The following is a 13,543-nucleotide window of genomic DNA, read 5'->3' as shown; positions in this document are numbered from 1 at the left end:
ATTTTATAATTTTATTTGTTATTTCAATATAACTTTTACCTCATTCAAACTTTTTATCTGTGAAAAATCATTTATCAAAGCTGCAAGTTGAAGAACATCACTATTTTTCATTCTAATACAACCTGCTGATTCATTTGTTCCTATTGTTTTTTCACTTAGAGTTCCATGTATTCTATATGTGTTTTTACCATCAACTATATGAGTTAAGTTTATTTTTGCTGCTCCCATATAGTTGTATTTGTGCCCAGGAGGAACAACTGATGGAAGATTTATTCCTCTTTTTCTAAAAGTTTTCAAAGTATCTTGGGTTGGATACCAAATAGGATTTAATGATATTTTAGAGATTTTTCCTTCTCCAAAAGGCCTTTTCACATCTTTTTTTGCAGTTGAAACAACATACTCTTTTATTTCTTTTAATTCATTATTAATTTTTGCATTAACAGTCATCAAATTTGTATTTGCATTAACTTCTATTATTAACTCTTCATAATTTAAAATAGTAGGCTCATCTTCTGGGTTATTCATTACAACTTCAACTATTTCTTTTTGTTCTTTTTTATTTTCAATCTTATTTTCTACTTTGTTTTCTACTTTATCTAAGATTTGAGTATTTGGAGTTTTTTCAATTATTTGATTTGTTAGTAAAACTTTTTTCTTTGGTTCTTCTATTGGTTTTTCTAATTGTCTTTCTTGTTCTTCTACTGCTCTTTTTTCATCATCTGCTTTATCAAATTCATCCATACTTATTAATTTTATTTCTTCAATCTTTTTTGCTTCTTCTTGAGCTTGTTCTTTTAAATAATCATCATCTGATAATTTTTGACCCTCATAAAAAGGATAAGATGATACTAATTTTAATTCTTCAAATTCAGGATTACTTGATACAAGTACTATCTCTTGATTATTTTCTGCTTTTTTTTGTTTAACTTTTTCTTCAATTTTCTTTTCATTATTGTCAATTATGAATACTTCTTGAATCCTATCTTTTTTTACAGTTTGAGTTAAATCAATAAGGGTTTTCTTTTTTGAGTAAAGAGCTGTTATTTCCTCAGAAATTTCTTTTATATAAGGTTTTTGTTGTTTAACATAAGGCGATGCTTTGTTTATTACAAGTAATGCATCATTTTTATTATCAAAAATATCTAAATATGTATAATATCTTTCATCTTTATCTTTTACAATAAAGACTTTTCCATCCATATTATCAAAAATTCTCTTTTTGCAAACAAGCGCATTATCTAAACTCAAAGTCATACAAACAGAAATTGTATATTTTTCTGCAGCAACTACAGAAACCAAACTACCTAATACTACAAACAGAGTTAAAAACATTTTTATCATAATTTAATTCATTCTCTTCCAAAATATATCCATATTTTATCTTTTAATTCTTTAAGCTGCTAAAATCTTTTGTAATATTCTAAATAATATCCAAAATTTTATGTGTAAAAACGATAAATATGCTAAACTTCCAGTTAAAATTACTTAACATCATAAGGAATGTTTATGTTGACTGATGACGATTTTATTGATTTAAATTCAAGATTTTATACCACTTGTAAACCCATGTCGAGAATATTTACTTTATTAACAGTACCTACTGCTCTTTTTGCAATAATTGTATTGTGTTATTTTGGGTTTTTCCCTTTAAAAGTTGAAATTCATAGTGTTGTTCTAATTGGATTTATTTATTTAATTTACCTATTTTTTATAAGACATAATGCTTATTATGTTTCTTGCAAGTTTAAAACGCAATATGAAGAATTGTTTTTTTATTTAAAAAATTATATTAATAATAATTTATTAACTATTGGAGATATTACAAAAGCAAATGGAAGTGCTAATGATTTCTTAGAAGACTATACAAGTAATATTAGAAATACAAACTTTTCTTCAATTGCATCTGGTATTTTCCCAACACTTGGTATTTTAGGTACTTTTATATCTATTGCATTTTCTATGCCTGATTTTTCTTCTGGAACTTCAAATGCTTTAGAAAAAGAGATTACTGTACTTTTAGGTGGAGTTGGAACTGCCTTTTATGTTTCAATTTTTGGTATCTTTTTATCAATTTGGTGGACTTTCTTTGAAAAAATTGGAATGAGTAGATTTGAACACGATACTTATATCATCAAAGAAAATACAAAATCATTTTTCTGGACAAAAGTTGATATTGAATCAATTCATATAAAAAGTAACTTAGATAACTATGCAAAAATGTCTGATGTATTCGAAAAACTAACATCTAGCAATATGATGGATAACATAAATACTTTAATAGAAAAAAGAGTTGAGTTACTTGAAGATATCTTGAAAAAAGAGTTATTACTTTCTACTAAAATCAGTGAAAATATTGATAATAATGAAAGTTTATCCATTATGTTAAGAGATGTTACTTTAAATATGAATACAACAATTAAAAGTTTTGAAAAACAAAAAGATTTATATGCTTTAAATACTGAACTTTTAAATAATAATGTTTCAATATTAAATTCACATTTACATAATCTAAGTTCTGATAATCTAAAAGCTATTTACACAAATATTGTAAAAAGTATAGAAACTATGAAATCAGATATGGAAAAAATTGAGTGGAAATTCAAAAAAGAGCTTGATGATTATGATGTTAAAATTACAGATAAATTAAATCACTCTTTAGAATCAATTGACAATCAAACTACAAAAATTATAGAAGATTTAACTGAATTCAAAAATTTATCAAAGTAGTAAATAATGTATAACAACGAACAAAAAAATGAAGAGAATTTTTGGATTTCATACGCTGACTTAATGGCAGGACTTCTTTTTGTATTTATTTTAGTAATTGGAGCTATTGTAATAAAATATCTTTATACTCAAAATAATTTAGAAAGAGAAAAACAAGCATTAAATTTAAGTCAAGAAGAGATACTAAATAAAAATAGTGCTCTAAAAAAAATCCAAGATGAAAAAGCTCAGCTATTTTATGAATTAGCACAAGCTAGAAATATTTATGAAGAAACAAAAACAAAACTTGATTCTGCAAATGTTTCACTTGATGAAAAAGCAAAAAGTATCTCTCTTAATTTAGCTGAAATTGAAAAATTAAAAGCTTTATTATTAGAATTTGATTTAAAAACAAAAGAGCAAAAGGATACTAATGAAAAGCTATCTGCTGAGCTTTTAAATAGACAAAATATCATAAGTTTAAAAGATGAAGAGTTAGCCTTATTAGCTGATAAGCTTTTAGTTCAAACACAGATTCATCAAAAAATGGTTGAAGAGTTTGATATCACAAAAGTTAAAATCAAAAATTTAACAGGTATTAAATTAAATGTTATTGCAAAACTTAGGGAAAAACTAGGGAAGTCTATAAATATAGATGAAAAAAGTGGAGCTATAAAATTCTCTTCAAATATTTTATTTGACCAAAATGAGTATAAATTAAAAGAGGAATCAAAAAAAGAGTTAAGCATAGTTCTAAAAAAATATTTAAACACATTGGTTGGTGATAAAGAGATGAGAAAATTCATTGAAAGTATCACTATTGAAGGTCATACAAATAGTGATGGTACGTATTTAAGTAACTTAGCTTTATCGCAACAAAGAGCACTTGCCGTTATGCAGTTTTTATATGATTCAAATATCATTGATAAAGATCTTTTAAGTACTTATGTTAACTCAAGTGGAAGATCATCATCTGATTTAATTTTAGATAAAACTGGAGCTGAAGATAAAGATGCTTCAAGAAGAATTGAGATTAAATTTGCAATAAAAAATGAAGAAGCAGTAAAAGAACTTCAAAACTTTTTAGGTGATAAAAAATGAGTAAATCATTTTATGAACCTAAAAAACTAGAAGCATTAAGTAATGAAATAAAAACTAAAGTCGAAAAAAAGAAACTCTCTTTTTTTCGAAAACTTATAAACTTTTTTCTTAGAAAATAAAACTTTCTATATTTTTAGCCACAAGTGAAATAAGTTTCCTTCTGGCTTCTATTGAAGCCCAACCTATATGTGGAGTTAATAGAAGTTGTTCTTTATTTTTTACTTTTAAAAGTGGATTAGATTCTAAGATTGGCTCAACTGAAACCACATCAATACCACAGTAAATCTCTTTTTCATCTATTATTTTTGCTAAATCAGATTCATTTATAATTCCACCACGACCTAGGTTTAGTAAAATTGCACCATCTTTTATATTTTTCATATTTTCATAATTTAACAAATCTTTTGTATTTTCATTTAATGGACAATGAATTGAAATAATATCACTTGTTTTTAGTAATTCATCTAGTTCTACTCTTTTATATTCACTATTTGAATTTTTACCCGATGTTGAATAATAAACAACTTCACATCCGAAAGCATTAGCTTTAAAAGCAAAATTTCTTCCAATATCTCCAAGACCAATGATTCCAACTCTTTTACCGTCTAGTTCAAAAAAAGGATTGTCTATATGGGTAAATATTGGTGATTTTTGCCAATTCCCCTCATCTACATATTTTTTATAATAATTTAGCTTCGTTACAAAATGAAAAATCATAGAAAAAGCAACTTGAGCAACTGATGAACTTGAATATCCAGCTACGTTTTTTACTTCTATATTTTTTTCTTTTGCATAAACCAAATCTACATTATTAGTACCAGTTGCAGTGATACAAATAAGTTTCATTTCTGAATTATCCATATGATTTGAGTTTATAAAAACTTTATTTGTAATAACAATATCAGCATCTTTTATTCTATCAAGTGTTTCATTTTCTTTTGTAATATCATAAGAAACTACTTCACCAAACTTCTCAAAAATACTTATATCAACATCATTACCTAATGTTTTTCTATCTAAAATTACTAGTTTCATATTATTAATCTTTCTTTACCCAAACTTTAAATTTCCAAGCTGGAGATTTAGTTTTTCCATGTTCAATTATCGCATCATAAGATTTTTCTTCTGCTAAATCCCAAATTGAGAAATCAATAGGTTTTAAAAAAGCGTCAGCAACACCTTCAAAATCAACTTCACTTAAATACATTTTATCAACATAAGGGAAAAGTGTTTCATAGATATTTGCTCCACCTATTATAAATAGTTCCTCTTCTGCTGATTCTCTTGCAAAATTAAATGCCTCTTGAATATCATTAAAAGTATGAACACCTTCATGTTTAAATCCAGTATTTGAAAGAACAATTGAAGTTCTATTTGGAAGAGGTTTTCCTATGCTTTCAAAAGTTTTTCTACCCATTAAAATATGATGCCCTGAAGTTATAGTTTTAAAGTTTTTAAAATCTTCACTTATATGCCATAACATTTCATTATTTAAACCAATTTCCCAGTTTTTACCATAGGCAACTATCATTGAGATTTTCATAATAAATTTTTCCTTTTTTTTATACAGCCATCACAGCTTTAATTGATTCATCACACTCATATCCAAGAAGTTCAAAATCGCTCATTTTAAAATCATTTATATCTTTAACTTCTGAATTGATTTTCATACTTGGTAAGTTGTGAGGAGTTCTACTTAATTGTAAGTTTACTTGGTCCATATGATTTGAGTAAATATGTGCATCACCAAAAGTATGCACAAAATCTCCAACTTCTAAATCACAAACTTGAGCAATCATCATAGTTAAAAGTGCATAAGAAGCAATATTAAAAGGAACTCCTAAAAACACATCTGCACTTCTTTGATATAGTTGACAAGATAGTTTGCCATTTGCTACATAAAATTGGAAAAAAGTATGACATGGAGGAAGCGCCATATTATCAATTTCTGCCACATTCCAAGCATTTAAGATAATTCTTCTGCTATCTGGATTTGTTTTTATTTGATTTATAACATCTGCTAATTGATCATAGGCTTTTCCACTTGCACCCATCCAAGATCTCCATTGAGCTCCATAAACAGGTCCAAGTTCTTTTATAGTTTCAGTATTTGTGTAACCTAGAGCATTACCTTGTGCGTCTGCATTTGCAGTCCAAACTGTATTTTTACCTATAATATTTTCACGCTTATCACCATAATGAATTTCTGCAAGTCTTCTTTCATCTGTACTTCCTTCAATAAACCATAAAAGCTCAGAGATAATACCTTTTAAAAAAGTTTTCTTAGTAGTAACCAATGGAAAACCATTACTTAAATCAAATCTCATTTGATATCCAAACACGGATTTAGTTCCTGTTCCTGTTCTATCTTCTTTTACTATTCCATTATCTAGTATGTGTTGTAATAAATCTAAATATTGTTTCAACGGTTTTCCTTCACATATTTTTTATTTTTTTATTCTAACATCTTATATCTTTTAATTTCTTCTTTGCCCAGATTTTGGATTACTAACTTCTTTTTGCAAATCAATACTTAGGTTGTTATAAAAAAGTTCACCATAATCAGTCTGTCTATTTATTGTTTCATATGCTTGTCTTATGTCATTTCCATATTTTAAAGCTTCTTGTAATATTTTTATGATTTTTACAGACTCTAAAAAGTTAACATGAGAAGGAGCTTCAATTGGTGAAGAATAATATTTATGCATTCTTTCAACTAAAGATTTATTTCTTATTTCTATAAATACAGATTCAATTGGTGATTTAAAGAAAAGAACTTTTTGCTTAACATTTATTGATATATATGTTGTTTCCATTCCATATATTTTTCTTGAAAAAGAATCAAATAAAAAAAGCTTTTTATTATAGTTATTGTTAAATAGTTCATAAATCAATTCTAAGATTTTTAATTTTTCATCTTTTGTATAAAAATTTCCAATACTTGCAAAACAAAAAGTTAAAATTGATTTGATTGAATACCATTCAGTAGTATCATAATCATATCTTAGCATCTGACTTATTCTACTTTGTTTTAATTCTTCTATATCATTACTAGTAGTAGTCTTGTACACTTTTTGTACAGCAGAATCCCTATACATAGGTCCTGGGAACTGTGCTTGTATTACAAATCTTCTATTTTGTTCCTGTTCCATTATATATTTTAGTCTTCCATAATAATCTTCATCTATGATTCTTACTTCTTTTTGAGGTATTTGCGTAATAGATTTTAAAAACTCTTCGCCGTTGCAACCCTCTTCCCAAATATAATCAGGATATCTAAATGTTTGACAAATTTTATCTTTGATATCCTTATTTGGTTCTATGTCAGTTATCTTATCAATCCACGATGTAACCGTACGTCTGTCTTTATTTATAAGAGATGCAAATTTTGATATGCTCAAATTTGATCTTTTAAATATCTCTATAAATTTTTCTATAGAATTTTTATAATTCATAATAACACCTTATTATAACTTTTTTAATATTGTACCATTTTTTACGAAATAATCAAATATTGTACATTTTATCAATAAATATAAAAAAATTGTATTTTATCTTACAAATATCATACACTACTACTATGTCAAAATTATGTATAATAACTTACAACTTAAATTTAAAGGATGTGTATGAGCGCAGGAAAAAAATTTAGAGAAGCCTTGAAAGAAGAGTCTCCTTTACAAATCGTAGGAACTATTAATGCTTACCAAGCATTACAAGCAACAAAAGTAGGACATAAAGCAATTTACCTATCAGGTGGAGGGATTGCAAATGCTTCTTATGGTTTACCAGATTTAGGTATGACTATGATCGAGGACGTATGTATTGATGTTAGAAGAATTACTTCTATTTGTAATACTCCATTAATCGTTGATGCTGATACAGGTTGGGGACATGCATTTAATGTTGCTAGAACTGTTAAAGAATTTATCAGATCAGGTGCAGCTGGTATGCATATTGAAGACCAAGTAGCTGCAAAAAGATGTGGACACAGACCTAACAAAGAGTTAGTATCTACAGAAGAAATGTGTGACAGAATTAGAGCTGCTGTTGATGCTAAAATGGAATTAGACCCAGAATTCTACATTATTGCTAGAACTGATGCACATGCATCTGAAGGTCAACAAGCTGCAATTGATAGAGCAAAAGCTTATGTTGAAGCAGGAGCTGATGCAATTTTCGCTGAAGCTGTTCATACTTTAAAAGAGTATAAAGAGTTCACAGATCAAATGTCTGTACCAGTTCTTGCTAATATTACTGAATTTGGAGCAACTCCAATGTTCACAACTGAAGAATTAGCTTCTGTTGGAATTGATATGGTTCTTTACCCATTATCAGCATTTAGAGCAATGAATAAAGCTGCACTTGCAGTTTACCAAGAGTTAAAAGATAAAGGTACTCAAGAAGGTGTTCTTGATACTATGCAAACAAGAATGGAATTATACGATATGTTAAATTACCATGCTTATGAGCAAAAAATGGATGAATTATTTTCAAAAGGTAAAGCTAAATAATTAGCTTTATCTCACAAATATAAAACAAAATTAAACTTAAACTAAGGGGAAAATATGAGTACTGAAACAACTACGGCATTTAAACCAAAAAAATCTGTTGCACTATCAGGACAATCAGCAGGAAATACTGCTATTTGTACAGTTGGTAAAAGTGGAAATGACTTACACTATAGAGGTTACGACATTTTAGAATTCGCTAGCACTGCAGAATTTGAAGAGATTGCATATTTAATTGTTCACGAAAAACTACCTACAAAAGCTGAATTAGCTGCTTATAAAACTAAATTACAAGGTTTAAGAGACATTCCAGCAGGTGTTAAAATTGCATTAGAGCAATTACCAAAAACTGCTCACCCAATGGACGTTATGAGAACAGGTTGTTCAGTTCTTGGAGCTATTATGTCTGAAGATGAGTCTCATCCAAAAGAAGGAGCTCAAGCTATCATTGATAAATTAATGGCATCATTTGGTTCTATGTTATGTTACTGGTACCACTTTGCATACAATGGAAAAAGAATTGATGTTGTAACTGATGATGATTCAGTTGGTGGTCACTTCTTACATTTATTACATGGTGAAAAACCAAGAGAATCTTGGGTTAAAGCTATGCATACATCTTTAATTTTATATGCAGAGCATGAGTTTAATGCATCTACATTTACTTCAAGAGTAATTGCTGGAACTAATTCAGATATGTTCTCTTGTATCACTGGTGCAATTGGAGCTTTAAGAGGTCCTAAACATGGTGGAGCAAATGAAGTTGCATTTTATATTCAAGAAAGATACTCTTCAGCTGATGAAGCAGAAAAAGATATCTTAGAAAGAATGGCTAAAAAAGAGATTATTATCGGATTTGGACACCCAGTTTATACTTCATGTGATCCAAGAAACGTAGTAATTAAAAAAGTTGCTGAATCTTTATCAAAAGAGAACAACAATACATTAATGTATGATGTTGCAGAAAGAATTGAAACAATCATGTGGGATAACAAAAAAATGTTCCCTAACTTAGATTGGTTCTCTGCTGTTTCTTATAACCAAATGGGAATTCCAACAGATATGTTTACTCCAATTTTCATTATCGCTAGAGTTACTGGATGGGGAGCACATGCAATTGAGCAAAGAGAAGATGGAAAAATTATTAGACCATCTGCTACTTATACAGGTCCTGAAGGTTTAAAATTCATTCCTATAGAAGAAAGAAAATAACTCTTTTTTTCTCTCAATATTTAGGGAAGAACTTACAAAATATACAGTGCTAATCTTAGCAAAATAAAAGGATGGGAGAAATTCCATCCTTTTTTAAAATTAAAATATATGGATATAAAAAATGACAAATGACAAATATCTAAAAGATCTTGCAGGTATTGATGGTGTTAAGTATTATGATGTAAAATCAGCAGTAGAAGATATCACTCCTGGTTCTTTCGCAAAACTTAACTATACTTCAAGAGTATTAGCAGAAAATTTAATTAGAAAATGTCCTAGTGAGGATTTAAAAGATTCACTAGTTCAATTAATTGAAAAAAGAACAGACAAAGATTTCCCTTGGTTTCCTTCAAGAGTTATCTGTCACGATATCTTAGGATTAACTGCATTCGTTGACCTTGCAGGTTTAAGAGAAGCTGTTGCTTCTAAAGGTGGAAATCCTGATAAAGTAAATCCAGTAGTTCCTACTCAATTAATCGTTGACCACTCACTAGCTGTTGAGTGTGGTGGATTTGATCCAGATGCTTTCCAAAAAAATAGAGATATTGAAGATAGAAGAAATGCAGATAGATTCCACTTTATTAACTGGACTAAAGAAGCATTTAACAATGTTGATGTTATTCCTCCAGGAAATGGTATTATGCACCAAATCAACTTAGAAAAAATGTCTCCAGTAGTTCATTTAGATAATGGTATTGCATCTCCTGATACATTAGTAGGAACTGACTCACATACTCCTCACGTTGATGCACTTGGTGTTATCGCCGTTGGTGTTGGTGGATTAGAAGCTGAAAACGTAATGTTAGGAAATCCTTCTTATATGAGAGTTCCAGAAATCATTGGTGTTGAAATCACAGGTGTTAGATCAGAAGGTATTACAGCTACTGATATTGCATTAGCAATGACTTCTTTCTTAAGAGAAAACAATGTTATTTCTGCATACTTAGAATTCTATGGTTCTGGTATTAAATACCTTAACTTAGGTGATAGAGCTACAATTGCTAATATGACTCCTGAATATGGTGCAAGTGCTGGTATGTTCGCTATTGATGAGCAAACTATTGATTATTTAACAGTAACAGGTAGAGATGCTGCTCAAGTTAAATTAGTTGAAGCTTATGCAAAAGCTAATGGATTATGGGCTGATCAATTTGCAGATGCTACATATGCAAGAACTATTGAATTTGATTTATCAAAAGTAACTAGATCATTAGCAGGTCCTTCTAAACCTCATAAACTAGTTCCTACTTCAACTTTAAAAGCTGAAGGAATTGTAAAAGAGTGGACTCAAGAGGGTGATTTCATCCCTGATGGTGGTATCTTAATTGCTGCAATTACTTCATGTACAAATACTTCAAACCCAAGAAATGTTATTGCTGCAGGACTTTTAGCTAAAAAAGCAAATGAGCTTGGATTAACTAGAAAACCATGGGTTAAATCTTCTTTAGCACCAGGTTCAAAAGTAATCGAAGTTTATTTAAGAGAAGCTGGATTATTAAGCGAAATGGAAAAATTAGGATTTGGTGTTGTTGGATTTGCTTGTACTACTTGTAATGGTATGTCAGGTGCTTTAGATCCAAAAATTCAACAAGAAGTTGTAGATAGAGATATTTATACAACTGCTGTATTATCTGGAAACAGAAACTTTGATGGAAGAATCCACCCATACGTAAAAGAAGCGTTTTTAGCATCTCCTGCACTTGTTATTGCTTATGCATTAGCTGGTACTATTAGATTTGATATTGAAAATGATGTTTTAGGTAAAGACAAAGATGGTAATGATATTAAATTAAAAGATTTATGGCCAACTGATGCTGAAATTAATGCTGTTGAAAAATCTTGCGTTAGACCTGAAATGTATAACAACATTTATGAGCCAATGTTCAAAAGGGAATTATTAGATAATGTTAAAGTAAATCCATTCTATAAATGGAATACTCAATCTACATATATTAATAAACCTCCTTATTGGGAAGATGAATATATGCAAATGCCAGCACTTAAAGGTATGAGACCATTAGGTGTATTCCCTGATAATATTACAACAGACCACTTATCTCCATCAAATGCAATTTTACCAAGCTCTGCTTCTGGTGAATATTGTTTAAAAATGGGATTACCTGTTGAAGATTTAAACTCTTATGCAACACATAGAGGGGATCATCATACAGCTTCAAGAGCTACTTTAGCAAATCCAAAACTATTTAACGAAATGGTTAAAAAAGAAGATGGAAGCGTTAAACAAGGTTCTTTAACTATGATTATGCCAGAAGGTGTTGAGTCTAGAATGTGGGAAGCAATTGAAACTTACACAACTAGAAAACAACCTTTAATTATTATTGCTGGAACTAACTATGGTCAAGGGTCTTCAAGAGACTGGGCTGCAAAAGGTGTTAGACTTGCAGGGGTTGAAGTTTTAATTGCTGAATCAATTGAAAGAATTCACAGAACTAACTTAGTTGGAATGGGTGTATTACCATTACAATTCAAAGATGGTGAAACAAGACATACTTATGCAATCGATGGTTCAGAAGTATTTGACATCGAAGGTGAAATCACTCCAAGATGTGACGTAACAGTTGTTATGACTAGAGCAAATGGTGAAGTTGTTAAATTTGACGTTTTATGTAGATTAGATACTTCAGCTGAAGTTGATGTTTACAAAAATGGTGGAATCTTACAAAAATTCGCTAAAGATGTTATTGCTTCAGGTAAGTAAAACATCATAATTTTAGGGCTTTGCCCTAAAATTATTTACAAAACTATTAATAAAATATTTTTGTAAATAATTTTATACTAAACAGGAGAAAAAATGTCTTATCAACCACAATTTAAAGTTAAAGCTACATATATGAGAGGTGGAACTTCTAAAGGAACATTTTTTAATATAGCTGATTTACCAAAAGAAGCGCAAGAAGATTCTAGAAAAAGAGATAAATTATTACAAAGAATCGTAGGTTCTCCAGACGTTTATAAACAACAAATGGATGGTATGGGAGGAGCAACTTCATCTACTTCTAAAGCTATTTTAGTTGGTAAATCAACTGTGCCAAATCACGATGTAGATTACTATTTTTGTCAAGTTGCAATTGATGCAGATTTTGTTGATATGAGTGGAAATTGTGGAAACCTATCTAGCGCCGTTGGACCTTTTGCAATTAAAGAAGGTTTAGTTGATAATGTACCACAAAATGGTGTTTGTTGTGTAAGAATTTGGCAAGCAAATATCAAAAAAACTATTCTTTGTTATGTAACAATGGAAAATGGAATAGTTAAAGAAATGGGTGATTACTATATTGATGGTGTTGCTTTCCCTGCTGAAGAAATCGTTTTAGAATTTGCTGAACCTGTAGATCCAAGTGAAGAATTATTTCCAACTGGAAATTTAGTAGATGATTTAGAAGTTCCAGGAATTGGTACATTTAAAGCAACTATGATAACAGCTGGAATTCCAACTTGTTTTGTTAATGCTGCAGATATTGGATACAAAGGAACTGAACTTCAAGCTGATATTAATAGTGATGCAGCGGCACTTACTAGATTTGAAACAATTAGATCTTATGCTGCATTAAAAATGGGTTTAATTTCTGATTTAAAAGAGGCAGAAACTAGACAACATACTCCAAAAATTGCCTTTGTTGCACCTGCTTCTGATTTTACTACTTCAAGTGGAAAAGAGATTAAAGCAAACGAAATTGATTTACATGTACGTGCTTTATCTATGCAAAAATTACATCACGCAATGATGGGAACAGCTTCAGTTGCTATTGGTGTTGCTGCTTGTATTGAAGGAACTTTAGTAAATATTGCTAGCGGTGGTGGACAAAAATCTGCTGTTGAATTTGGACACCCATCAGGAACTTTAAAAGTTGGTGCAGTTATTCAAAATAATGATGGTAAATTTGTAGTTGATAAAGCAACTATGAGTAGAAGTGCTAGAATTATAATGGAAGGTTATGTTCATGTTCCTGAAGGAACTATGGATTTATAATAAATATAATGGACTGAGATAA

At 29.5% G+C, this 13,543-nt stretch carries 11 protein-coding genes; 6 read left to right on the top strand and 5 right to left on the bottom strand.

Going from position 1 to position 13,543, the window contains the following annotated elements; genetic code table 11:
• Positions 1-18: 18 nt before the first annotated feature.
• Positions 19-1,341 (bottom strand): L,D-transpeptidase, encoded by a 1,323-nt coding sequence (locus AACT_RS02440; RefSeq protein WP_172124656.1) that lies wholly within the window; start codon positions 1,339-1,341, stop codon positions 19-21.
• A 165-nt stretch (positions 1,342-1,506) separates the two neighbouring features.
• Here AACT_RS02440 and AACT_RS02435 point away from each other — a divergent pair, with 165 nt between their 5' ends.
• Complete coding sequence (locus AACT_RS02435) at positions 1,507-2,727, top strand: MotA/TolQ/ExbB proton channel family protein (RefSeq protein ID WP_172124654.1); 1,221 nt, start codon at positions 1,507-1,509, stop codon at positions 2,725-2,727.
• A gap of 6 nt (positions 2,728-2,733) precedes the next feature.
• Positions 2,734-3,807: an OmpA family protein gene (locus tag AACT_RS02430; protein WP_172124652.1), complete on the top strand. Its 1,074-nt coding sequence runs from the start codon at positions 2,734-2,736 to the stop codon at positions 3,805-3,807.
• Between the two features lie 108 nt (positions 3,808-3,915).
• Here AACT_RS02430 and AACT_RS02425 read toward each other — a convergent pair whose 3' ends face one another.
• From AACT_RS02425 to AACT_RS02410, 4 genes are read right to left on the bottom strand one after another with little or no spacing between them, the layout of a single operon-like run.
• Positions 3,916-4,842, bottom strand: a complete 927-nt coding sequence (locus AACT_RS02425; protein ID WP_172124650.1) for a D-2-hydroxyacid dehydrogenase — start codon at positions 4,840-4,842, stop codon at positions 3,916-3,918.
• Positions 4,843-4,846: 4 nt separating this feature from the next.
• Positions 4,847-5,350, bottom strand: coding sequence for a dihydrofolate reductase (locus AACT_RS02420; protein WP_172124648.1), 504 nt, complete (start codon positions 5,348-5,350; stop codon positions 4,847-4,849).
• 19 nt (positions 5,351-5,369) lie between these two features.
• The gene (locus AACT_RS02415; RefSeq protein ID WP_172124646.1) at positions 5,370-6,233 is read right to left on the bottom strand and encodes a thymidylate synthase; all 864 of its coding nucleotides are present in this window, start codon (positions 6,231-6,233) and stop codon (positions 5,370-5,372) included.
• Positions 6,234-6,284: 51 nt separating this feature from the next.
• Positions 6,285-7,262, bottom strand: coding sequence for a hypothetical protein (locus AACT_RS02410; RefSeq protein ID WP_172124644.1), 978 nt, complete (start codon positions 7,260-7,262; stop codon positions 6,285-6,287).
• A gap of 174 nt (positions 7,263-7,436) precedes the next feature.
• Between AACT_RS02410 and prpB the strand changes: the two genes are divergently transcribed.
• From prpB to prpF, 4 genes are all read left to right on the top strand, one after another.
• Positions 7,437-8,321: a methylisocitrate lyase gene (prpB, locus tag AACT_RS02405; protein WP_172124642.1), complete on the top strand. Its 885-nt coding sequence runs from the start codon at positions 7,437-7,439 to the stop codon at positions 8,319-8,321.
• Between the two features lie 54 nt (positions 8,322-8,375).
• A complete protein-coding gene (gene prpC, locus AACT_RS02400) occupies positions 8,376-9,530 on the top strand; it encodes a bifunctional 2-methylcitrate synthase/citrate synthase (protein WP_172124640.1) in 1,155 nt (384 codons plus the stop codon).
• A 121-nt stretch (positions 9,531-9,651) separates the two neighbouring features.
• Entirely contained in the window at positions 9,652-12,249 is a 2,598-nt protein-coding gene (gene acnD, locus AACT_RS02395) for a Fe/S-dependent 2-methylisocitrate dehydratase AcnD (protein ID WP_172124638.1), read from the top strand.
• Positions 12,250-12,342: 93 nt separating this feature from the next.
• Positions 12,343-13,521 (top strand): 2-methylaconitate cis-trans isomerase PrpF, encoded by a 1,179-nt coding sequence (prpF, locus tag AACT_RS02390; protein ID WP_172124636.1) that lies wholly within the window; start codon positions 12,343-12,345, stop codon positions 13,519-13,521.
• Positions 13,522-13,543: the final 22 nt, after the last annotated feature.

Origin of the sequence: Arcobacter acticola (genome assembly GCF_013177675.1) — a bacterium.
GTDB classification, from domain to species: Bacteria; Campylobacterota; Campylobacteria; order Campylobacterales; family Arcobacteraceae; genus Aliarcobacter; species Aliarcobacter acticola.
This window is presented reverse-complemented; position numbering and strand designations above follow the sequence as displayed.